Origin of the sequence: Sporosarcina sp. FA15 (assembly GCF_051550195.1) — a bacterium.
Taxonomy (GTDB): domain Bacteria; phylum Bacillota; class Bacilli; order Bacillales_A; family Planococcaceae; genus Sporosarcina; species Sporosarcina psychrophila.
The window spans coordinates 298,120-320,219 of record NZ_CP188818.1 but is presented as its reverse complement, the minus strand read 5'-3'; the positions used below and the strand labels follow the sequence as shown (position 1 = coordinate 320,219).

General features: G+C 39.4%; 22 protein-coding genes, 1 pseudogene and 2 riboswitches. Of the genes and pseudogenes, 2 read left to right on the top strand and 21 right to left on the bottom strand.

Going from position 1 to position 22,100, the window contains the following annotated elements; genetic code table 11:
- Positions 1-108: 108 nt before the first annotated feature.
- Positions 109-194, bottom strand: a riboswitch (cyclic di-GMP riboswitch).
- A 560-nt stretch (positions 195-754) separates the two neighbouring features.
- Positions 755-1,744: a S66 family peptidase gene (locus tag ACP8HG_RS01640; RefSeq protein WP_438298618.1), complete on the bottom strand. Its 990-nt coding sequence runs from the start codon at positions 1,742-1,744 to the stop codon at positions 755-757.
- A gap of 426 nt (positions 1,745-2,170) precedes the next feature.
- Positions 2,171-2,407 (bottom strand): hypothetical protein, encoded by a 237-nt coding sequence (locus ACP8HG_RS01635; RefSeq protein ID WP_438298099.1) that lies wholly within the window; start codon positions 2,405-2,407, stop codon positions 2,171-2,173.
- 159 nt (positions 2,408-2,566) lie between these two features.
- Here ACP8HG_RS01635 and ACP8HG_RS01630 point away from each other — a divergent pair, with 159 nt between their 5' ends.
- Positions 2,567-3,556, top strand: a complete 990-nt coding sequence (locus ACP8HG_RS01630) for a YpdA family putative bacillithiol disulfide reductase (protein WP_438298098.1) — start codon at positions 2,567-2,569, stop codon at positions 3,554-3,556.
- Positions 3,557-3,676: 120 nt separating this feature from the next.
- On the opposite strand, the gene lepB is transcribed toward ACP8HG_RS01630, so the two are convergent.
- The 16 genes and pseudogenes from lepB to ACP8HG_RS01550 form a co-directional block, all read right to left on the bottom strand.
- Positions 3,677-4,465 carry a signal peptidase I gene (gene lepB, locus ACP8HG_RS01625; RefSeq protein WP_438298097.1) on the bottom strand — a complete coding sequence of 263 codons (789 nt, stop codon included), beginning with the start codon at positions 4,463-4,465 and terminating at the stop codon, positions 3,677-3,679.
- Positions 4,462-4,971, bottom strand: a complete 510-nt coding sequence (locus tag ACP8HG_RS01620; RefSeq protein ID WP_438298096.1) for an RNA polymerase sigma factor — start codon at positions 4,969-4,971, stop codon at positions 4,462-4,464. The genes lepB and ACP8HG_RS01620 overlap by 4 nt, the downstream gene beginning before the upstream one ends.
- Positions 4,972-5,223: 252 nt before the next feature.
- On the bottom strand, positions 5,224-5,361 hold the full coding sequence (locus tag ACP8HG_RS01615) for a hypothetical protein (RefSeq protein ID WP_438298095.1): 138 nt from the start codon (positions 5,359-5,361) through the stop codon (positions 5,224-5,226).
- A gap of 88 nt (positions 5,362-5,449) precedes the next feature.
- The gene (locus ACP8HG_RS01610; RefSeq protein ID WP_067207205.1) at positions 5,450-5,893 is read right to left on the bottom strand and encodes a hypothetical protein; all 444 of its coding nucleotides are present in this window, start codon (positions 5,891-5,893) and stop codon (positions 5,450-5,452) included.
- A gap of 8 nt (positions 5,894-5,901) precedes the next feature.
- On the bottom strand, positions 5,902-6,249 hold the full coding sequence (locus ACP8HG_RS01605) for an ASCH domain-containing protein (protein ID WP_067207202.1): 348 nt from the start codon (positions 6,247-6,249) through the stop codon (positions 5,902-5,904).
- A 127-nt stretch (positions 6,250-6,376) separates the two neighbouring features.
- The gene (locus tag ACP8HG_RS01600) at positions 6,377-7,111 is read right to left on the bottom strand and encodes an amino acid ABC transporter ATP-binding protein (RefSeq protein WP_067207201.1); all 735 of its coding nucleotides are present in this window, start codon (positions 7,109-7,111) and stop codon (positions 6,377-6,379) included.
- A gap of 35 nt (positions 7,112-7,146) precedes the next feature.
- Positions 7,147-7,848 carry an amino acid ABC transporter permease gene (locus tag ACP8HG_RS01595; RefSeq protein ID WP_067207199.1) on the bottom strand — a complete coding sequence of 234 codons (702 nt, stop codon included), beginning with the start codon at positions 7,846-7,848 and terminating at the stop codon, positions 7,147-7,149.
- Complete coding sequence (locus ACP8HG_RS01590; RefSeq protein ID WP_342537831.1) at positions 7,835-8,674, bottom strand: amino acid ABC transporter substrate-binding protein; 840 nt, start codon at positions 8,672-8,674, stop codon at positions 7,835-7,837. The genes ACP8HG_RS01595 and ACP8HG_RS01590 overlap by 14 nt, the downstream gene beginning before the upstream one ends.
- Positions 8,675-8,922: 248 nt before the next feature.
- Positions 8,923-9,387, bottom strand: a complete 465-nt coding sequence (ribH, locus tag ACP8HG_RS01585) for a 6,7-dimethyl-8-ribityllumazine synthase (protein ID WP_067207194.1) — start codon at positions 9,385-9,387, stop codon at positions 8,923-8,925.
- Positions 9,388-9,399: 12 nt separating this feature from the next.
- A complete protein-coding gene (locus tag ACP8HG_RS01580; protein ID WP_338653065.1) occupies positions 9,400-10,593 on the bottom strand; it encodes a bifunctional 3,4-dihydroxy-2-butanone-4-phosphate synthase/GTP cyclohydrolase II in 1,194 nt (397 codons plus the stop codon).
- A gap of 13 nt (positions 10,594-10,606) precedes the next feature.
- Positions 10,607-11,257 (bottom strand): riboflavin synthase, encoded by a 651-nt coding sequence (ribE, locus tag ACP8HG_RS01575; RefSeq protein WP_340765477.1) that lies wholly within the window; start codon positions 11,255-11,257, stop codon positions 10,607-10,609.
- Between the two features lie 17 nt (positions 11,258-11,274).
- Positions 11,275-12,326 (bottom strand): annotated as a pseudogene (gene ribD, locus ACP8HG_RS01570) (bifunctional diaminohydroxyphosphoribosylaminopyrimidine deaminase/5-amino-6-(5-phosphoribosylamino)uracil reductase RibD).
- A 77-nt stretch (positions 12,327-12,403) separates the two neighbouring features.
- A riboswitch (FMN riboswitch) is annotated at positions 12,404-12,551 on the bottom strand.
- A 215-nt stretch (positions 12,552-12,766) separates the two neighbouring features.
- Positions 12,767-13,666, bottom strand: coding sequence for a glycine betaine ABC transporter substrate-binding protein (locus tag ACP8HG_RS01565; RefSeq protein ID WP_438298094.1), 900 nt, complete (start codon positions 13,664-13,666; stop codon positions 12,767-12,769).
- 379 nt (positions 13,667-14,045) lie between these two features.
- Positions 14,046-14,945, bottom strand: a complete 900-nt coding sequence (locus ACP8HG_RS01560; RefSeq protein WP_438298093.1) for a glycine betaine ABC transporter substrate-binding protein — start codon at positions 14,943-14,945, stop codon at positions 14,046-14,048.
- Positions 14,942-15,793: an ABC transporter permease gene (locus ACP8HG_RS01555; protein ID WP_067207181.1), complete on the bottom strand. Its 852-nt coding sequence runs from the start codon at positions 15,791-15,793 to the stop codon at positions 14,942-14,944. Before ACP8HG_RS01555 ends, ACP8HG_RS01560 begins: the two co-directional genes overlap by 4 nt.
- The gene (locus tag ACP8HG_RS01550; protein ID WP_067207174.1) at positions 15,786-17,048 is read right to left on the bottom strand and encodes a quaternary amine ABC transporter ATP-binding protein; all 1,263 of its coding nucleotides are present in this window, start codon (positions 17,046-17,048) and stop codon (positions 15,786-15,788) included. Before ACP8HG_RS01550 ends, ACP8HG_RS01555 begins: the two co-directional genes overlap by 8 nt.
- A gap of 218 nt (positions 17,049-17,266) precedes the next feature.
- Here ACP8HG_RS01550 and ACP8HG_RS01545 point away from each other — a divergent pair, with 218 nt between their 5' ends.
- Entirely contained in the window at positions 17,267-17,824 is a 558-nt protein-coding gene (locus ACP8HG_RS01545; protein WP_187047173.1) for a GbsR/MarR family transcriptional regulator, read from the top strand.
- A gap of 698 nt (positions 17,825-18,522) precedes the next feature.
- Here the strand turns inward: ACP8HG_RS01545 and ACP8HG_RS01540 are convergent.
- From ACP8HG_RS01540 to ACP8HG_RS01530, 3 genes are all read right to left on the bottom strand, one after another.
- Positions 18,523-19,617 carry a DUF2087 domain-containing protein gene (locus ACP8HG_RS01540; protein ID WP_354313782.1) on the bottom strand — a complete coding sequence of 365 codons (1,095 nt, stop codon included), beginning with the start codon at positions 19,615-19,617 and terminating at the stop codon, positions 18,523-18,525.
- 143 nt (positions 19,618-19,760) lie between these two features.
- Entirely contained in the window at positions 19,761-20,204 is a 444-nt protein-coding gene (locus ACP8HG_RS01535; protein WP_340741733.1) for an OsmC family protein, read from the bottom strand.
- 68 nt (positions 20,205-20,272) lie between these two features.
- Complete coding sequence (locus ACP8HG_RS01530; RefSeq protein ID WP_438298092.1) at positions 20,273-22,012, bottom strand: methyl-accepting chemotaxis protein; 1,740 nt, start codon at positions 22,010-22,012, stop codon at positions 20,273-20,275.
- Positions 22,013-22,100 lie beyond the last annotated feature (88 nt).

Below are 22,100 nucleotides of genomic sequence, written 5' to 3'. Positions count from 1 at the left end.
ATAATTATTTCCTCCTCTTCAATTTTTGTATCTTTCTTTACACATAAAAAAAGCCCATTTCACAATGAAATAGGCAAATAAAAAAACTAGACTATTATCTAGCATTTCTTGAGCAGCTCAGCCGTCATAGTAATAATTACTTTAGACCTGTAGCTTTGCGTCCCTATTTTTCAATAAGTTTGCCTATAACCATCAAAAAATATACCACATAGTCTAATAGATGGCAATAATAAGTACCAAAAGATTCATAGGATAGTATAATGACGCCACTTAATGTCCTACTTTTAAAACACCAAACTAGTATATAGTCATTGGTGAAAAAAGAGAAATAGTGTCTTTAATCCCCCGTCCATATTTATTTTCCGCTGTTTTAAATTGTTACATCAATTCTTTTACAAGGATAGCATTGCTGGAAATTTCAATATCAAAAGTATTCTCATTTTTGGTAACTTCAACTTTTCCTCTTCCAGGTAAGAAGCAATGCCTAATATGCTATAGAAAGGTGTTGCTATGAAAACGCTATATAAAAATGCGAATAGCTTGCTCGACCTATCTATTTGTTTATCCTGTTTCATCAGATCTATCTTGCCCTTTTACTATTGAGCATTTTTACTTTTTTCCACTAACCTGCCCATTTGGTGCAATAAACAACAAATTACATAATTCAACATTTCAATAATCAATTTGTTGTTATTGCTTATCGTCAAAAATTATTTCTATTTCTGTTAAACAAAAGTTTTAGATACTGAAAATTTCACAACCATTTTTCCGTGCAAAATACTTTTTTGGAACCTGTATCTAACTTCACTTGTTTGCCAATAGCTAATGGATGCATTGGATGGGTGTGGCACGTATCGAACTCAGCTAAAATGGGAATATCCATCCCATCTAATTGCTCTATCAGTAAGTCCAATGGCTGCTTGCCAGTACCTAAATCATCATACTGTTCATGTTTACCTAAAATAATACCAGCAACTTTATCAAAAAAACCTTGCACTTTTAGCATTGCAAAATTCTTCTCAACAATTGAGGCATTTTTCATACAATCCTCAATTAATAAAATATCGCCTTGTTTAATTGTAGGGAAATAAGAAGAGCCAATAAATCCATACATCGAATTCACATTGCCACCTATTAATCGTCCTTCTGCAACACCACTTTGTCCAGTCACCCACTTATTATTAAAAAGCGTTTTCTCTGTCGTTTTTTCTAACCAGTTCACAGGCTCATCAGACCAAAATGGAGACATTGGCACTTCATAAGGTAGCTCTGTCTCTTTCATAAAATATTGTTCGAAATATTGATAAGTATCATTTACTAGTGGTTCAAATTCACCGAACGAAGGTATTAAAGCAGGTCCATAATATGTTGAGATACCTGTTTTTGCATAAAGGGCGAGTAAAACAGCCGTTGCATCAGAATACCCAACGACTAGCTTTGGATTTTGCTTAAATGCTTCATAATCAATATATGGCAGCATGCTATTTGAGTTCGTGCCACCAATTGTGGACATAATCATCTTTATATTCGGATCTCTTAATAGCTCATTTAGTTCATCTGCGCGTGCTTTAGGTGAACCGGAACGATAAACATCAGACTGTCCTGTCAATTTACCTTCTACAATAACAAACCCTTTTGATTCTAAAAATGCTTTTGCACGTTCAAACCGTTGCAACGCAGTAACAGTTGCGGGTGAAGATGGTGTGAATATACCGATTGTATCTCCCTTTTCTAATCGTTTCATCATTAATTATCCCCTTTTTTCATAATTTAGATAGCCCAAAAAACTTAAGAATTTTCAATTTAATAGTGAAGTATACAACTTTAATCTTGACTTATAATCACGAATACTTGTTATTATACTCCATCTATTTAATAGTTTCTATTGAATTTCAGAATAATCGATTTTCGGCTCACCTATGCTTTCATGTGAATAATATGAAGAGGTCGAGCCCCAGAAACTCCTCATTTTTAATAACGATGCTCTGTTTGTCGAATAAAAAATCATTTCAAATGGCTATTGTGTTGCTTTGTAGACACTATCTTCCCCTTACAATCACCCCTAATGCTATTGTTTTCTTCTACTTTCAATAACTCCTCTTTTGATCCTATTATGAAAACTCCAAGTACTATCCCCTTTTTTATTTTCCATTTTCTTACAACTTATTCACTATATAATCATAGCTTCCACTGTTTTTAATTCCTTTGCTAAATCAAGGTGATTTTTCTCGTTTTGTGCTTTGCTTTCTTCCCATTGTCCAGTTATTGCATGAAAATCGTATAGAAGTCTTGCTGTATCACCTAAATCATGCAAACCTTTCATGCTCGGTATGTCTAAATGAGGCAAGGTCTTATAGGATAGTTCGCTAGCAAAATATATTAACTCCTTTTCCAGTGCGTAAAACAAGTTATATACAATTAATTAAGTATTTCTTCCCACTCGTCTGAGCATACTAACGGGCAAGGCTTATACAGCATTGTTGCATTATTCATGCATGCAACATTCCTAAAAAATTAATGCTTTTAACCATTGTTTATGTAAAACTTTAAGGAGGATATTTATTGTATGTATGATGTTGTTATTATTGGCGGTGGTCCGTGTGGCTTATCAACGGGTCTTGCTCTACAAGAAAAAGGACTTTCTTATGTGATTATTGAAAAAGAGGCGATTGTCAATTCCATTGTCAACTGTCCATTACACATGACTTTCTATAGTACTTCTGACCGCTTAGAAATCGGCAACATTCCATTCCTATCTCAAGATGTCCGTCCAAATCGAACTGAACTATTAAAATATTATCGTCTTGTAACTGAGAGACAAGAAATTAATATTAAGTGCTATCAAAAGGTTAATTCTATTTCAAAGAATGTAGCATCCTTTACTGTCCACGCAGAAGATCGTAATGGCAACACCATTCCTTACGAAGCGAAGATGATTGTTATTGCAACAGGAATTTTCGATACGCCAAGACAACTAGGTGTAGACGGAGATAATCTAGCGAAGGTATCACATTACTATAAAGAAGGTCACCTCTATTATGGACAACATGTTACAGTTGTGGGTGGTAAAAATTCAGCAATTGAAGCTGCTATTGATCTTTATCGTAATGGGGCCAAGGTTACACTTATCCATCGTGGAGAAACTGTCTTAGAAGGCATTAAACCATCGTTGTTATTAGATATGCGTAACCTTCTTAAAAAAGGAAAAATTGATTTTCATCCCAATTCCAGTATTGCTGCTATCGATGAATCAACTATTCGCATAAACTCTTCTGACGGAACAGTTACACTTCAAAATGACTATGTATTTTCCCTCATCGGTTATCAACCCAATATCTCTCTGCTTCAAAGCATTGGAATTCAAACTGACCTCTCTTCATTAGTTCCTTCCTTTAATCAAGAGACATATGAATCAAATGTCAAGAACGTTTTTCTTTCTGGCGTTGTAACGGGTGGCATTACAAATCGTGTTTACATTGAAGACGGACGCTTTCATGGCATGAAAATTGCAAATGAAATTGCACAACGTCTGTCCTATGTTCAAAGTAACTTATGATGTTAAAAGCTCACCAAATCACAATGAATGTGACTTGGTGAGCTTTTTTCAATTACAGACGATTTAAATTTAAACTATTTATGATCCCCTAAATAATAGGCTATCAGGCATATTATTTTATTATTCAATTCCATATCCTATTACTTTCCCTTCCACTTGGCTTAATGATAAAGGTCCGAAGTGACGGCTGTCTATACTTCTCCACCACTGGTCCCCCAGCACAAATACTGTGCCTTCTGGTACTAAAATGGCTTCCATGCTTTCTTCAAAATCTTCTTCAGTCATAGAGGAATTTTGAGAATCGACTGTTTCAAAATACTTTTCCTTATTCATTCCTCTTACGGTTGGAAATGAATAAAAAGACTCTAGTTTCATTTCATCAATATATAGCTGACCTTCTCTAATTTCAATTCTCTCTCCTGGTAAGCCCACAACTCTTGATATATAATTCCCTGCTAGATTTAAATTTGGATTTCCATTTGAATACTTCGGTGTTGCAAAATAAATAACGTCCCCGCGTTGAAAGCCAGAGACTCTTGGCTCTACTACAATTCTTTTTCCAGTACCTATTGTTTCATAATCGTAATTTCCTTTGTCCATATTATCTATTCCGTATTCTACAGTGATCATATTTGACTCTACTTCGACAATTGGAATTTCAGGGACGGATTGATCATCAATGATTGTTTTCTGACTTTCAACTTCAGATGTATACTCTTTAATCGTCATCATTAAAAATAGTCCAACAGCAAAGATGGCAAAGCTAGAAAAAATTAGTGGGAGCATGTTAAATTTCTTTTTTCCACTTTTAGCAATGACTTTCTCCAAGCTAATCATTCGATCAGTTTCTAATCTATCAACATCCTTCAACTCGTTAAACTCACCATCAAATTCATCGAAGTCATTCATCCGTTCTCCCCCTCCATTCTGTACATTTCTTTTTTCAGCGCAGCAAATGCCCGCACCATTGTTGATTTCACCTTTGTCTCAGTCCACCCTAAGATATATGCTGTTTCTTTGATCGAGCTTTCGTTGATTTTCCGTAAAATAAGGACGTCACGATAGGTTGGCTTCAAACTAGCTAGCGTATTGGACAACCTTACAGTCATATCCTTTTTCAGTAATTCATCTTCCAGCGAAAGATTGCTTGTATCCACATTCAGATCTTTATCAAGACTGAAAAATCGAATGATCCTTTTCCGCCTGAAATGATCATACGTAGCATTTCTAGCTATCTTCAATAGCCATGTCAACATACTAGCTTGTTTATTAAACGAATGAATATTTTTGAACGCTCTATAAAAAGTTTCTTGGGTCAGATCTTCCGCCAACTCCTTCTGACGGACTTGTAAAAAGATATATCGATAAATGCGATCACTATATTCTACATAAAGCTGTTCTAGACTTTTCTCCACTGCCCCTCACCCTTACTAGACGAACTACTTTCAAAAAGGAGTCGGAAATATGAAATAATGTGCCTGCTTTACTTACAAGTGGTTATAGGTTGACTCATCCCAACAGTTTTGACGATTGCTATGACAGTTCAAGCTTACACTGACAGTTTTAATGGTTGCCATGACAGTTCGCGTACTTACCATTACAGTTTCATCGATTGCCATGACAGTCCAAGCTTACACTGACAGTTTTAATTGGTTGCCATTACAGTTTCATCGATTGCCATGACAGTTCAGGCTTTCACTGACAGTTTTAATGATTGCCATGACAGTTCGTGTACTTGCCATTACAGCTTCATCAATTGCTATGACAGTTCGTGTACTTGCCATGACAGTTTCATCAATTGCCATAAGCTATGGCAAAATGCTTGTAGAATTAAATATCAAAAAAGACATGCACCAGTTAGATGCACGTCTTTTCCTATGTATCGCGGGTTATCTACCAAAGCATCGGTTTTTGAACCATGAGCCAGAGCATGATTAGCATAAGGCCGATATAGAGCCATGAAGTACCATTTAAACGATCAAGTATCTTATTTTTATCAGCATCTGGATTCTTAAATCTTCGTAGCACAACCGTAAATCCTCTTGCTAGGAAAACTCCAGATAGTAGCAAAACAGCAAGCGTCATGATTACCCATGACGTATACCATGGCCAAGGTCCAAATACCAATAGAAGGACACCCGTGTAGACGAGAACATGTCCTGCATGCATGACCAAGCGAATGATAACATTGATAATAGACAAGTAGACTTGCTCAATGTCCGTTTCAACGCCACGCACTCGCTTAATAATCGGCATCAATAGAAATAATGGACCTATGGCAAGGACAGCACTGATAACATGCAAAAAGACAATCGCGCCATAGATTCCTGAATTCATTCAGAACATCATTTCTCTACTGGGCTATATTCATGCACCCAAACACTCATCGCCGGTAACCATGGCATTTTATCATGCATCGCGAGAATAGATTGTTTGTATTCTTCCATCGTTGTGTAACCTTCTTGTTGTGCATGTTCGTCCGTCATTTCGCCGAGCGTCTGTGAATAAATTGTATCTACTTTAAACTCTTTACCGTCGAGTACCATAATTTCACCAAGATCTGCATAAACACCATTACGGCGAGTAGCTGTCTTTTCGCCATTCAGCACTTTTTTAACATCTTTGGGTATCGTAACTAGCTTTTCAATCGTACACGTTTTTTTAGGTAGTACTACATTTGATTGTTCACTCATGTAAATCGCCTCATTTCATAAAATAACATCTCCTCTATCATAACTATTGTTAACAATTTTAGCGAGGTTCTCGATCTGAGACAAAAAAGATAACCAAGCGTATCGGCTATCTTTTCGTATATTTTAGTTATGAAATTAAGTTCAAAAACTGTCGGGTTCGTTCTTCTTTTGGATTTGTAAATAGTTCGCTCGGTTTATTTCGCTCAACTACTTTTCCATTATCTATAAAAATAACTTCGTCGGCTGCGTCTTGTGCAAAACGCATTTCGTGTGTAACGACAACCATGGTCATTCCTTCATTGGCAAGATCTTTCATGACCTGCAGCACTTCACCGACTAATTCAGGATCTAGCGCAGATGTAGGCTCATCAAACAGCATTACTTTTGGTTCCAATGCCAACGCCCTTGCAATCCCTACCCGCTGCTGCTGCCCCCCTGATAGTTGAAAAGGATAGAAGTCGAACTTATCACCTAATCCAACCTTATTTAACAAGTTCTCAGCTTTTTTCCGTGCTACATCTTTAGCTTCTTTTTTTACGATGACTGGCCCTTCCATCACATTTTCAAGAGCAGTCTTATGAGGAAACAAATTATAATTCTGAAACACCATACCTGTTTCACTTCTAAAATAGTCAATTTCTTTTTTTGCTACACGTTTAGAAAAGTCTGCTTCGTGGCCATCAAGGGTTATAGTCCCGGCTGTCGGGACTTCCAGTATATTCAAACATCTAAGCAGTGTCGTTTTACCAGAGCCTGATGGACCTATGACAACTACAACTTCCCCTTTATTCACTTCCAAATCAATTCCCTTTAACACTTCAAGGTCCCCGAACTTTTTATACAAGCCTTTTATTGAAATCATAGTTTGCACCTTCTAACAGTTGTTTTTTCAACTTATCACTTAGCCACATATCGATCCAGCCGATGTTCGATTCTGTCTTGAATTAAGGAAAGGATAAAACAAATGAGCCAATAGATAATCGCCGCTTCAGTATAAAGTAATAAAAACTCATAGTTTGCAGAAGCGATTTCTTGAGCCCTTCTAAACATTTCTGTCACTAAAATAAGCGATGCCAGCGATGTATCTTTCACAAGACTAATAAATGTATTCGATAAAGGCGGGATAGATACTCTCGTTGCTTGCGGCAAAATGATTCGCCTAAGCGTTTGGGTATAGTTCATGCCAATCGTATGTGCTGCCTCCCACTGTCCCTTCGGTATCGATTGTATTGCTGCGCGAATCACTTCTGAAGCATACGCCCCTACATTCAATGAAAATCCGAAGACGGCGGCTGGAAATGGATCTATAACTATTCCGACCGTTGGCAATCCGAAAAACAAAATAAATAGTTGTACGAGTAAAGGCGTTCCACGAATTGCAGATACATAAATTCTTGCGATAATTTGTAGCGGCTTGCTTGTTGATATTCTTCCTAACGCAGTTAATACTGCAAGAATAATTCCAAAGAAAAAAGAAAGAAACGTTAAAGGAAGCGTATAGTAAAGAGCTCCCTCCAGCAATGGCCAAAGGGATGTTAGGGCAATATCTAGAAGTCTTTGTACTTTCTCTGGGTTAGCTAAAATATTAGTTAAGGACATCTTCACCAAACCATTTCTCGGAGATTTTTAAGTATGTTCCGTCTTCAATCATTGCATTTAGTGCTTTATTTACTTCGTTAACAAGTGTTTCATTACCTTTTCTAAACATTAAACCACTTTGTGAAACGTCATCTGCTGTCGCCACAATTTGGACAGGTGCATCTGGTTTATGCTTCATAAAGTCTAAGAAAGATAAATTATCATTTATCGTTACATCTACACGTTTGGAATTGATGAGCTCAATAGCTTGGTTAAATCCTTCAACACCCACAATTTCAGCCTCGTAAGATCTTGCAGTGTCTGCATAGTTACTCGTTAATGACTGCGCAGACTTTAACCCTTTAATATCTTCAAAGCTTGTCACATCTTTATTACTAGTATTTGTAATGAGGACTGCAGATGATGAAATGTACGGTTCCGAAAAGTCATATTTCTCAATACGGTCCTCACGAATCCCTACTTGGTTTGCAATCATATCGAACCGTTTAGAGTCAAGCCCTGCGAAAATCGCATCCCATTGCGTTTCTAGAAATACAGGCTCTACCCCGAGTCGTTTCGCTATTTCTCTTGCGATTTCAACGTCAAAACCTGTAAGTTCCCCTTTATCATCATGGAATGTAAATGGTGGATATGTTCCTTCTGTCCCGATTGTTAACTTGCCTTCATCCTGTATTTTCACAAGTAAATCTTCAGTTTTCTTTCCTGAATCACCGTTTCCTTTAGACTCTTCACTACCACTTGTATTTCCTTTATTAGCGTTTCCGCATGCAGCAAGTAAAATGATTGCTGTAAATAGTAGAATTACGCGTAAACTAAATTTCTTCATACCCATTCTCCTTAATTCATATTAACTTACTTGGTTATTAGCATCATACAACATTGTATGCACTTCGTCAAAAAATAGTTTCCTCAAAAAACCTTTCCTTTATTCTTTATACCTCGGAATTCTCAAAACTAACCACATTATTCACTCTACTACTACATTTCCTTAACTAACATGTACGCGAGTGTTGAAATATTAAAAAAGGCACAGTTTCCGGATAACCGAAAACTGTGCCTTCTATTTAACAACGATTATATCTGTTTCAACAAATTTGCCATCTCAATCGCTGCATTCCCTGCATCCCATCCTTTATTTCCAGCTTTCGTTCCAGCACGTTCAATTGCCTGTTCAATCGTATCTGTTGTCAAGACACCGAAAATAACCGGGATGCCTTCCTGCAGATTGATGGCCGCGACCCCTTTAGCCACTTCATTACACACATAGTCGAAATGCGGTGTTGCTCCGCGGATAACTGTTCCAAGTGTGATAACTGCATCGTACTTACCGGAAGCCGCCATCTTCTTCGCTATTAGCGGAATTTCATAGGCACCTGGCACCCAAGCAACCGCGATATCACTGTCGGCTACTCCGTGACGAAGCAATGCATCTTCCGCTCCGCTTAGTAATTTTCCTGTAATGAATTCATTGAACCTTGCTACCACGATTCCAACTTTAAGCCCTGTTCCAACTAAATGTCCTTCATAAATTGTTCTCATCATTATTCCCCCTCAATTATGCAATAAGTGTCCCATTTTATTTTTCTTTGTTTCCATATAAATTTTGTTCTCCACTTTAACAGGCATTTCGATTTGAATGCGCTCTGTTATTTCTAACCCGTGTCCTGCTATTCCAGCAATTTTACGCGGGTTGTTCGTCAGAAGATGAATCGACGTTAAACCGAGATCCCGCAGTATTTGTGCACCGATGCCGTAATCTCGAAGGTCATCTGGAAATCCTAATTTCTCATTGGCTTCAACAGTATCGTATCCTTCTTCCTGCAGCTTGTAGGCCTTCATTTTATTGACGAGACCTATTCCACGACCTTCCTGACGCATATAGAGTAAGACGCCTCTTCCGGCTTTTTCAATCTGCGCAAGTGCAGCTTGAAGTTGCGGACCACAATCACATCGACATGAGCCAAAGACATCGCCTGTCAAACATTCCGAATGAACGCGGACGAGTACATTTTCAGCATCTTCGATATCACCTTTTACCAAAGCAATATGTTCATGCCCTGTTTCTTTTTCAACGAAAGCGACTGCTTTAAAATCTCCAAAATCTGTTGGCAGACTAATATCTACAATGCGCTCAACAAGTTTTTCATTGATGCGACGATAAGCAATTAGTTCCTGAATTGTTAAGATAACAAGATCAAATCGTTCAGCTATCTCTTTCAACTGTGGACCTCTCGCCATTGTCCCATCGACGTTCATAATTTCACATATGACGCCGACCGGTTCTGCTCCCGCGAGCTTCGCGAGGTCTACAGCAGCTTCTGTATGACCAGAGCGCTTTAGGACGCCGCCAGACTTCGCTATTAGCGGAAATATATGTCCTGGTCTTCTAAAGTCTGTTGGACCTGCTTCAGTCCCTAGCATCCTTAATACTGTTTCCGACCGTTCAAATGCAGAGATTCCAGTATGACAATCCGCATGATCAATGCTAATTGTAAATGCAGTTCCGTGCACATCACTATTATTTTCTGTCATAAGTCCGAGTTCAAGCTGTCGCGATTTCTCTTCGTCTATCGGCACGCAAATCAATCCACGGCCTTCCGTCGCCATAAAGTTAATCATTTCGGGTGTAGCGAATTCACCAAGTGCAACAAAGTCACCTTCATTCTCTCGGTCTTCGTCGTCAACGACAATAATTGCTTTTCCTTTTTTTAGTTCTTCAATTGCTTTTTCTACGGTAGAGTACATCTGCTTTGCCCCCTTAACTGAGGAATCCACTGGCGATAAGGGTATCCATTGTTAAACCGCCAGTTGGATTCTCTTTGTCTGTAGTTATTAGCCGTTCTATATATTTCGCGAGCATATCGCATTCTACGTTCACTCGATCCCCAGCCCGTTTTCGGCCGATGATTGAGTCACCTTGCGTGACTGGAATTAATGAGATGATAAAACCAATACTCGTCACACCAAATACAGTAAGTGATGTTCCATCCACAGTTACTGAACCTTTTGGGATAAAATACTTCAATAATTTAGTTGCGATACTGATTTCCATATAGATTGCATTTTCTTTTTGTCTAACCGAAACAATTTCGCCAGTGCCATCGACATGTCCACTGACTATATGTCCGCCGAAACGACCATTCGCCGCCATCGCACGTTCTAAGTTAACCGGACTTCCCGTACGCAATGCTTGAAGCGTTGTCGCTTTAACAGTTTCAGGCATGACATCAGCTGTAAATTGATTGCTTGAGAAATCTGACACCGTCAAACAGACACCATTCACTGCCAGACTATCGCCTTTTTTAACATCGCTAAGCACTTTGCTACAACGGATTGATAGTTGCAAAGAATTCGCCGCTGGCCTAACCGCTGAAACTGTTCCTACTTCTTCAATAATTCCAGTAAACAACTGCTGTCAATCCTCCTTCAGAAACCTGGCGCCAAGCTGAAATCGTCCCCTATTTGTCGCACATCTAAAAAACGCAAGGATTCGCCTTCTGCAATCAGGTTCCAAGTATCATTCATGAACAATGAAGAACCGTTGTCGATTAATTTCGGAGCCATATACAAATACAGTTCATCTGTGAGACCTTTATTGATGAAACTGAAATGAACATTGCTACCGTCTTCAACGAACATTGTCATGATTTCTTTATCAGCAAAACGTTTTAAAACTTCATTCAAAAAAGATACGTTTTCTGAAATCCTTTTAATTGAAACTAAAGGATGTTCAAAAAAAGTAGTTTCAGAATGTGTTGAATCGAGAGTAAAAATAACTGTTTCTATAGCGCCGTCTGTAACAACATTCGCTGATTTGGCGTCCTGAGATGCCGGTCTAAATTAATTCGAATTGGGTTCTTTCCACCATGGGGCAAACGGGTGGTGAGGAAAGGGTTATCGTGAAGTACGGTTTGTACGTCTACCAAAATAGCATCATGGGTATGGCGGAGGTGATGGACATCGGTTCGTGATGCAGCCGAAGTAATCCATTTGCTGTCCCCGTTCTGCGTTGAAAGTCTACCGTTAAGAGTTGCGGTGGCTTTCAAGGTAACGTATGGTTTCCCGTATCTGATGAAATGAAAAAATGCTTGGTTTAACTGCTCTGCCTCTTCCTGTAAAATGCCGGTAATGACTTCAATCCCAGCAACTTTAAGAAGCCCGATTCCCGCTCCATTGACGGAGGGATTCGGATCGATAGACGCAACAAAAACACGTTGAATTCCAGATGAAATAATGAGATCTGTACACGGAGGTGTTTTCCCAGTATGGGCACACGGTTCCAGTGTCACGTATAGATCCGCACCAATAGAATTCGCACCTGCCATTGCCAGCGCATGCACTTCAGCATGAGGTGTCCCAGCTTTCAAGTGCGCACCCGTCCCTAAAATCCGGCCGTCTTTCACACAAACAGCACCAACAAGTGGATTCAGCGAGGTTTGTCCTTGTGCACTACGCGCCAGTTCAAGAGCAAGTCTCATATAATGTTGAGGGTCCATTGGCATTCCCCCTTTCGTTTTTTGAAAGGGCAGAGCCTGCAAGCACAGCACGCATATCCAAACAACTTCTCCCATCCAGACTATAACTGTCGGTGCCGGAATTTCACCAGCTCCACCGCCTTCCAAGCAAGGAAGGACGGGTCACGGACTGACGAGCTATGCTCGATCACCGCCGGTAAGGAATTTCACCTTGCCCCGAAGAGTTTGTTTATACGTGCCGACTTAAAGTTATCATACTACTTCCATAAAATCAAAAAAGACTCAGTCTGTTTGAACAGAACTGAGTCTTCTATGTATGATGAAATAAGAATACCATTGCATTTGCAACTTATAATAAACCCGGAAAACCACTGCGAATTGCAGCGTTCTTCCGGGTTTACTATCCTAGTGCTCGCGCTTAAATAACACTGACATTCTATTATTTATTTCTTCAAGTCTTCAATTGAATTGATGTCCATATACTTCGGTACCACTAAACCGATCTTAACGCCTTCCATATTGACGCCAAGTTCTTCGAATTTACCTTCGAATTTGTCAGCGTATGTTTTAGCTGTAATTGGCAACCAAGCTGCAAGTGATGCATCTGCACTACCGTCAGCTACCGCAGTCCATAGCGGGCCTAATTCAACTTGTGTCAATGTAACCTTAAAGCCCATTTCTTCCAGAACAAGTTTCATGACGTTATGGCTTGCGATTTCGCTGTCCCATGCTGCATATGCCAGTTTAATTTTATCGCCGTCCACCTTCTCCACACCATTTGTCCATTCTGCCACTAACTCTTCGTTTGCATCAATCCAGTTTCGTGCCGCTATTTCTTCTTTTTCACCTTCTTGTATCTCTACCATAACTTCTCCCATATCTTCCTCAGTCCATTTGAACTGTGATAGGATTTTATGTGCTTCTGGTAAATCTTCTTGCAGACCAAGTCTCCCGATCGTACGGATTTGTTCTTCTCCACCATACACACCTCTTGGATCTTCAAGGTATTTCAAATCGAATTTCATGAATTTCCAATGTGGTGTCCAGCCCGTTATGATGATTGGCTGCTCTTTGTCATACGCTTTTTTTAGTGAAGCTGTCATAGCTGCGCCTGAACCTGTTGTCAACTTCCAATCTGTAAGTTCATATTCTACCAGCGCTTTTTCAGTCGCCTCCATAATTCCTGCACCTGGATCGATACCCGTAATCTTATAGTCTACTGATTCGCCAACTGTTTTCGTGGAGTCTCCGTCTGCTTCATTCTTGTCACTGCCACATGCAGCAAGTCCAACTGCCAGTAGAGCAACTGCCCCAAGTCCCAAGACTTTTTTTGATAATTTCATCGTGTAATTCCCCCTTATTTTTTCTTTCCTGTGCGTTGCGTGATGCAATCTAAAATGATTGCTACGACCACAATGGACAATCTGGTTTCAATTGTGTAACAGCCATTGAAGCAATAACTATCATGAAAAGGAAAGCATAATACTTCACAACATTTCCAGTTCACTTACCTTTTTGCCGTTCAATTTGTGCAGATACTGTTCATTCTTCATTCTCAGTTCGAAGCTTATGTCATAAGAATCACACTCAATAAACCCAGAAAAACTGCTGCATATTACAGCGTTCTTCCGGGTTCATTGTTCTAGTTATTACGCTAGCTAATGTAAGTTTTATACTGCTAGAAAAACGAGTTACGTTTAAATAGAAGTAGAATTCTGTTGTTTATTTCTTCAAGTCTTCAATCGAATCGATGTCCATATATTGTGGTACAACAAGACCGACTTTGACACCTTCCATATTGACGCCAAGTTCTTCGAATTTACCTTCGAATTTATCAGCATATGTTTTATGTGTTAATGGCATCCAAGCTGCAAGCGATGCGTCTGCACTACCGTCAGCAACTGCAGTCCATAATGGACCTGCTTCAACTTGTGTTAATGTCACTTTATAACCCATATCTTCTAAAACAATTTTCATGACGTTATGACTAGCGATTTCACTGTCCCATGCAACGTAAGCAAGTTTGATCTTGTCGCCGTCAACTTTTTCAACGCCTTCTGTCCATACAGCCACTTTTTCTTCATTTGCTTCAACCCATTTTTGTGCTGCCGCGTCTTCTTTTTCACCTTCTTGAATAGCTACCATTATTTCTCCCATATCCTCTTCAGTCCAGTTGAACTTCGATAAGATTTGGTGCGCTTCTGGCAGATCTTCTGCTAATCCGATTCTTCCGATTGTACGGATCTGCTCTTCCCCACCGTACACACCTTTTGGATCTTCAAGATATTTCAAATCGTATTTCGCAAATTTCCAATGCGGTGTCCAACCTGTAACGATAATCGGTTGCTCTTTGTCATAAGCTTTTTTCAGTGAAGCTGTCATTGCCGCACTTGAACCTGTTGTTAGATCCCAATCTGTAAGGTCATATTCTGTAAGTACTTTTTCAGTAGCTTCCATGATACCTGCACCTGGATCGATACCTGTAATCTTATAGTCTACTGATTCACCAACTGTTTTCGTGGAGTCTCCGTCTGCTTCATTCTTGTCACTGCCACATGCAGCAAGTCCTACTGCAAGCAGAGCAACCGCTCCAAGTCCTAATACTTTTTTTGTTAATTTCATAGTTTAGTTCCCCCTTGTTTTTTCTTTCCTGCGTGTTGCGTGATGCGATCTAAAATGATGGCTACGATAACGATGGACAATCCGGTTTCAAAACCAACACCCGTTTTCAGTTGTGTAACAGCTCGATAAACTTCTTCACCAAGCCCTGGCGCACCAACCATCGATGCAATAACGACCATCGATAGGGAAAGCATAATACTTTGGTTGACACCCGCCATAATTGTAGGTTTTGCAAGCGGAATTTGTACTTTGCTCAATCTCTGCCAAGTAGTAGAACCAAATGCTTCTGTCGCTTCGATTAAATCTTTCGGAACTTGTTCTATTCCAAGCATTGTCAAACGAATTGTTGGCGGCATTGAGAAGATAACAGATGCCACAACACCTGGGACGACCCCGATGTTAAAGAAGAATATAGCTGGCAATAAATAAACGAAAGCCGGCATGGTTTGCATCAAATCCAATAAGGGATTGATGATTTTTCTTGCTGTCGCTTGTTGTGATCCCCAGATACCGACTGGAATTCCGATTATCAGTGCGAAGAATACAGAGGTGAGTACGAGCGCTAGCATTTGCAGCATCGGGTACCAATAACCCAAGTAATCGATGAACAGCAAGCCGAACAATGTAAATATGGCAATGCGGCGAGTAGATACGAACCACGCAAGCAAGGCAAATAGCACGGCAAGTAAAATAGATGGCACGATATCGAGCAATTCCACTGATCCTTCAACTATTCCTTTGAGAAAATCTGAAATCCCGTCAAACACTGTACCGAAAGTTAGTACGAGCCAATCGACTCCATTGTCAATCCACTCCGCAAATGGCAAACGAGGTAAATATTTATCCATTTATCTTCGCCTCCGTATCCGTATGTTCATCGGAATCGAAAGTTCCGTTATTATTGATAAACTGATTATCACCTGATAATGCACCAATCAATGCACCACGAATAATAATTCCCTGTAGCTTGTTATTTTCATCAACGACTGCAACCGGAATAACCGCTGTCGATACGATATCGAACAGATCGATTAGCACGGTATCCAGAAGAATCATCGGAAGGTCGGTAATCATTATTTCTTCAAGTGTCTTCCCTGTTTCAATAGCCAAACTCGCATCTTGGGCCGTGACCGCACCTAAAAGACGCTTTGCTTTATCGACAACGTAAATTGAAGATATCCCAAGTTGTTTCATCATTCGAAGAGCTACTCTCGCTCCACGGTCGATTTGAACCGTCTCTGCTTTTTTCATAATATGTCCCGCTGTCAATACTTTAGAAAGATCCACATCTTCAACAAAGCGTTCTACATATTCATTCGACGGACTCATCAATATCTCTTCGGGCGTACCCACTTGAACAATTTCCCCGTCTTTCATCAATGCAATGCGGTCGCCTATACGAAGTGCCTCATCTAAGTCATGCGTAATGAAAATAATTGTTTTCCCCATATCATTATGAAGTTGCAATAATTCGTCTTGCATATCTTTGCGGATTAACGGATCAAGCGCACTGAATGCTTCGTCCATCAGCAAAATATCTGGTCCATTAGCTAGCGCTCTCGCTAAACCAACACGCTGTTGCATGCCTCCGCTCAGCTGGCTAGGGAATTGATCTTCATATCCTGCAAGTCCGACTAGTCCTAAGGATTCTTTCGCTTTGACTTGACGTTCTGCCTTCGCTACTCCTTGGATTTCTAAGCCATATTCCGCGTTTTCAAGAATCGTCTTGTGGGGAAAGAGTGCGAAGTTTTGAAATACCATTCCAATTTTCTTACGCCTTACATTACGAAGTTGTTCTTTATTCATCCCAACGATGTCCTCACCGTCTAGCAGGATATTGCCCATTGTTGGGTCAATCAGCCTGTTCAGTAATCTAACAAGCGTTGATTTTCCGCTACCTGACAATCCCATAATGACAAATATTTCACCTTCGTACACATCGAATGATGCATTTTTCACCCCGACTGTTGCGCCGGTGGCTTTCAAAATCTCACCTTTTGTTTTTCCTTCATTTAGAAGCTGGGAAGCCCGCTTCGCATTTTTACCGAAAATCTTTGTGGTGTTTATCACTTGGATTTTCTTACTGGCAATCTGTTCACTCATACATACACTCCTTATATTTTCAAAACTGACGAATGTCTTCTAGTATAGCTGTCTTTTTTTTGCATTACAACCGTTTTCTCAATTTAAATGGTTTGTACAGAAAAAACTGTACGAACTTTTATTGCTACGAATTGCTTTTTAAGATAGGATATAATACGCTATAAGAAATGAGCTGGATCGGTTAATAAATGCCGGTTATAGTGGAGGGAAGACGTTGTATGAACGGTAATGAAAAACTTGAAAAAGCTCGTGAGCGGATTATTGAATCCATCGCACAAAATATACATCTTTATGGTCTTACACCTTCTGCTGGAAGACAGTATGGCACGATGTTTTTTCATAATGAGCCGTTAACATTGGATGACATGACAGAAGAACTCGGGATGAGCAAAACGAGCATGAGCACATCTGTCAGAGCACTATCCGATTTGAAGTTAGTGGAACGTGCTTGGAAAAGAGGGGTCCGAAAAGACCTTTATCAAGTGAAGGATGATTGGTATCAAAGCTTTATCGACCTATTTTCAATAAAGTGGAGAAGATCTGTTTCCTTTCATTCAGCTGCAATAAGAAGATCTTTGGCTGAACTGGAAGGACTTGTGAACGATCCCGCGATAGATGATGAATTGAGAGAAGAAGTAACTATAGATATTGAAAAATTACTATACCTACGAGATTATTACGATTGGCTTGATCGTCTTGTTGATGCTTTTGAAGATCATGATATTTTTAATCTCGTGCCAATTAAAAAGCCTGAACAGGATACGCCAAATAAGTGAACACAAGAAAAGCGGAAGGCGCCTTCTAGACGCGACAGGCATAAGTCGATCCAGCGACGTGGCGCTCTTTGCCACATAGCTGGATTGCTTTCAAGGAACCTAGCCTAAGTACGCCGCGTCCTGCGGCAATGGCTAGGTGACCCACATCCTGTGGGCCTCCGAGCGGCTGGCGCCTGGAGCTAGACACTATTATAAGTCAAAAAAACGTATACTTTCTTATCTTTTAAGAAAAGCAGAAGCGCCTTGGTAGACATGAAAAAGACGGCAATACACACAACTGTGTATTGCCGTCTTTTTGACTAGTAAAGAAGTGTCACTTTATATAAAGGACCACATGATTACATGCATAATCTTTGCTAAAAGTAAGCAAGGAACAACATTGTACAACGTGAAAGAGTGCCCGAAATTGCATCTTCGGGCACTTACAGTCTCTATACAAAGTCATCTATTCGCTTCTTTAAAACATAACTGCATTTTTCACTTGAACATTGTAGGTACGCGACAGGCAACTATTCTCAACAAGATTAATGGAAAGAGCGTGACCAGAAGTGACGCATGCCCCTCGGTAAAACTGTCGTGATTATTTCGCCGAAAGCGAGCCCGAAATGGTCCAGTGCAAATGGTTTGTCCAAGCCTTACTCACCAGTGTTTTATACAAATAAGTGGTTAATCAACAGAAGTGTCTTTTTAACTGTCTATCACATTTTTTTAATACGATTGTATCCTTTTTCTCCATATGGCTGTAACTCTTCTAACCACTTATCCAACTGCTTCACAAGGATTTTACTTTTACTAATCCCCTGCCAATCCTTTTCATCTATCGTTTCAAGTATTTCAATTTCAAAATTGTCTTTTCCTTGTTCATCCCAATCGGTTTGTAGTTCTTTATTTTTATGCCCACCGGTAGTTAACATGAATTTTAATCCGTTCAATGTTTTGAAATTCGGTGTCGAATTTACAAAAAGCTTCCCGTTCTTTACATTCTTGATTTGAAATATTCCATAACTCGGTTTATCTTCTTTCGCCTTCAATTTCATTTCTTTTTTAAAATCCATTTCATCGACATCTCCTTTTTCTAAACTTTGCACAAGGCGATATGCACTTCCTTCAGCATTACGCGTTAACACATCACGGTCGACCATCTCCCGCCGTAACAGCATATAATCTTCGAAGATCGTCACCAAAATTGCATTGACTTCACCTTCTGAATACACTTTATTCGGTTTGAAGAGTAACGCAATTTCTGCCAACAGGTGATTTTTTTCTTGCTCTTTCATACGTAGTGTTTTCAAACGCCCATCCTCCTCAGAGAAATAGCGCGCTAATTCTGTTGAAGGTTCAAATGATTTCTCATTCGGCTTATCGATATTCGGTTCATCTGTTACGACTTCTTGTTGCCGTTTCACTAAATTCATGAGAGCCAGCAGGGTGTTTGCTTGTTTTTCTTTTTTGCGTAATGAAAAACGATGATTACGAATCGTCGACATGCTTCCGATTTTCAGTTCCTGTTGAATTTCTTTATCTGTCTTTCCTGCGTAAATCAAAGAAAGTAGTTTCGACTGTTGGTCGGACAGCCCCGTCTGTTCCTTACCACCTGAGAGTAATCGTTCAAAAACACTACCATGCGTCCTTTCAATATGATGTTCCATATAACGCCAATCTGTGAAAAGTACATCTCCTACAGGATAAATGATTCCTTTTTCAACTTCTTCACCACATAATAAGCAGCGATAATAGCGATTCTCTTCAATGTATCCCTTTTCCATAACTTCTACCGAGTAATCTAGTGACATATCCACTTAAACATAAACACCTTCCACTTTACATTAGTTTTATATAAACAAATATACACTTTATCTACATTTAATACAATCTTATTTTTCCATATAAATAAAACCGCACTCCATAGAGCACGGTTTTTGAACATCTTAGCATTCTATTTTATTACAGTTGTATCTAACTCAATTTCTACATTTCCTTTGATAGCACGACTAATCATACAGGACGTTTCAGCTTTTTCCGCAAGCTTGTGTGCCAGTGCTTCATCCTTTTCAGTTGCCTCCTTTTTCAATACGATTTCTGGTTTATGAATAATCTTTTTATATGTAATAACACCGTTCGTTACATCGACAACACCAACTGACTCCATCGTCAAGGCGACTTTCTCCAATTTACTTCGCTCCATCATAGCCGCAAGTGTAATAATATAACATGTCGCCGCTGCACCTAGCAGCATTTCATCCGGATTTGTACCAATTCCCGGCCCGTCCATTTCGGTTGGAATTGAAATCTCCGTCTTTAAATTTCCCGCATCGATTGTTCCTATATCATTCCGTAAACCTGGCCAGTCAGCTTTTAAATGGAAGTGATGTTGTGCCATAAGAAAAGTCCCCCTTTGACTATTTTGTTTCTTTCATTATACAGGTTACTATCCGTCGATTCAGTAAATCAAATTGAAGTAGTGAATTGATTGGCGTTAACCAACAGTTTATTGGAAAGAGAAGATAACTCTGACCCCGTTTTTTCAACAGCTTGCATCGCTTCAAATTGTTCCTGAAATGCGCGCATCATTTGAGCTGCATTACTTTTATTTTTTTCGGAAACATTTTCTACTTGTTTCGTAGATGCCTCCAATAACGGTAGTCCGCTTTCCAACGAGTTCAAGTGATCTTTCATAACAAATAACCTTCGATCCAATACCTTGATTTGATCTGCAGCGGCCTTGAAATTCCCACTATTTTCTTGTGTAATACTTTCAAAATTTGTTGCATCTACTTGCATCTCTTCTATATTCAAAGTAGTCCTATCAACGGATTGTTCCATTTCTAAAATAGTACCTTTAATTTCTCCTGTAGCGTTAGCCGATTGCTCCGCTAATCGTTGGACCTCATTTGCTACCACTAAGAATCCTGCTCCTGCTTTTCCAGCTCTAGTTGCTTCGATTTTCGCATTTAATGCAAGCATACGCGTTTGGTCAGTAATGCTATCAATGGTGCTAACTACACTAGAAACGGACATGAACTTTTCATGTAAGTCATCAATCGTTTGAATGACACTTTCCATACTTCGGAAGAAGATTCTCATCATTTTTGCTGCCTCGATTGTCGAAGTCTCTCCTGTTTTCACGACTTGTTTTGTAATCGTTGACTCATGAAAAACTTCTTCCATTTCATTAAACAACGTAGCCATTTGAACTTTCATCTGCTGGAAGGCTTGCTGCTGTGTTGCTGATACAGAAACCGTCTCTGCAGCAATCGTCTCCAACTCTGAAACCTGAGCATTCAAATAATCATTTTTTGTCAGCAGTGCAGTTGAGCTGACGTTTAAATGACTTCCAGTCTGTGCTAGTTGTATACTAGTGTTTTTTATTTCCACGAGCATATAGGACATACTTTCAATCATCATCTTGAAGCTTTTAATGAGCGATTGGAATTCAGGTGTAGAAGATTGAATCGCCAAATCGACTCCTAAATCCCCTTCCCTGACCATGCGCATTTTTTGTTGCAATACAATTATCGGTTTCGTCATTCGGTGAATCGTCGGCGCAATCAGTAACAATGCGATGATTAACGCAATTAGGATCGATATCAAAATTTGGGTTCCCATTTCTTTCGTATCCGCCAAATAATCACTGTCCGGAACGACAATAACAAATTCCCCGCCTAACTCTTGAACACGATAATAGCTGATAGTATGCGGATTTCCTTGGATTGTTTCATGTAAAATACCTTTACCGTCTTGTTTGATTTTCTCCACAATTTGATTGGACAAACTCAGATTCGTATTTTTACTAACCGCAAAGGGAATCAGTTGATCATCTTTTGAGTAAAACATCGTTGCATTATAACCATCTTGAGTTAAGGATACATGCTGCCTCTTAACAACCTCTTCAAGAGCAGACATAAAATTTTCCTTATTCCCGATATGTATCAACATCAATGTTTTCGCTAGATCATTGACAATTGTCACCTCTCGTTCCAAATGGGAAGAGACGAGTTCAATAGTGCTTTTCGTCATTTTTTCATATGCTGTGAATCCTATTGTAACCGTGGATATTAGCAGGATTGTTAGAATTGCGAAAAGTAATCGAGTTTTAAATGTGATGTTGGTAACTCTAGAAGATACATTCGTCCAGTTTACTTTTCCAAATCTTATCTTCTTAACGACTTCTTGTGCCAATCGACTCAATTTAATAACCACCTCACAGGAATTTATACTCAATTTTCTCATATACGTGTAAATTTCCTGTAAAGAGTGTGTAAATTTTCTGTATAGA

Coding starts and splice junctions, on each gene's coding strand:
- ACP8HG_RS01640 (WP_438298618.1), bottom strand. CDS start 1,744: ATGAAACGATTAGAAAAGGGAGATACAATCGGTATATTCACACCATCT.
- ACP8HG_RS01630 (WP_438298098.1), top strand. CDS start 2,567: ATGTATGATGTTGTTATTATTGGCGGTGGTCCGTGTGGCTTATCAACG.
- lepB (WP_438298097.1), bottom strand. CDS start 4,465: ATGAATGACTTCGATGAATTTGATGGTGAGTTTAACGAGTTGAAGGAT.
- ACP8HG_RS01615 (WP_438298095.1), bottom strand. CDS start 5,361: ATGGCAATTGATGAAACTGTCATGGCAAGTACACGAACTGTCATAGCA.
- ACP8HG_RS01610 (WP_067207205.1), bottom strand. CDS start 5,893: ATGAATTCAGGAATCTATGGCGCGATTGTCTTTTTGCATGTTATCAGT.
- ACP8HG_RS01605 (WP_067207202.1), bottom strand. CDS start 6,249: ATGAGTGAACAATCAAATGTAGTACTACCTAAAAAAACGTGTACGATT.
- ACP8HG_RS01600 (WP_067207201.1), bottom strand. CDS start 7,111: ATGATTTCAATAAAAGGCTTGTATAAAAAGTTCGGGGACCTTGAAGTG.
- ACP8HG_RS01595 (WP_067207199.1), bottom strand. CDS start 7,848: ATGTCCTTAACTAATATTTTAGCTAACCCAGAGAAAGTACAAAGACTT.
- ACP8HG_RS01590 (WP_342537831.1), bottom strand. CDS start 8,674: ATGAAGAAATTTAGTTTACGCGTAATTCTACTATTTACAGCAATCATT.
- ribH (WP_067207194.1), bottom strand. CDS start 9,387: ATGAGAACAATTTATGAAGGACATTTAGTTGGAACAGGGCTTAAAGTT.
- ACP8HG_RS01580 (WP_338653065.1), bottom strand. CDS start 10,593: ATGTACTCTACCGTAGAAAAAGCAATTGAAGAACTAAAAAAAGGAAAA.
- ACP8HG_RS01565 (WP_438298094.1), bottom strand. CDS start 13,666: ATGAAATTATCAAAAAAAGTCTTGGGACTTGGGGCAGTTGCTCTACTG.
- ACP8HG_RS01560 (WP_438298093.1), bottom strand. CDS start 14,945: ATGAAATTAACAAAAAAAGTATTAGGACTTGGAGCGGTTGCTCTGCTT.
- ACP8HG_RS01555 (WP_067207181.1), bottom strand. CDS start 15,793: ATGGATAAATATTTACCTCGTTTGCCATTTGCGGAGTGGATTGACAAT.
- ACP8HG_RS01550 (WP_067207174.1), bottom strand. CDS start 17,048: ATGAGTGAACAGATTGCCAGTAAGAAAATCCAAGTGATAAACACCACA.
- ACP8HG_RS01545 (WP_187047173.1), top strand. CDS start 17,267: ATGAACGGTAATGAAAAACTTGAAAAAGCTCGTGAGCGGATTATTGAA.
- ACP8HG_RS01540 (WP_354313782.1), bottom strand. CDS start 19,617: ATGTCACTAGATTACTCGGTAGAAGTTATGGAAAAGGGATACATTGAA.
- ACP8HG_RS01535 (WP_340741733.1), bottom strand. CDS start 20,204: ATGGCACAACATCACTTCCATTTAAAAGCTGACTGGCCAGGTTTACGG.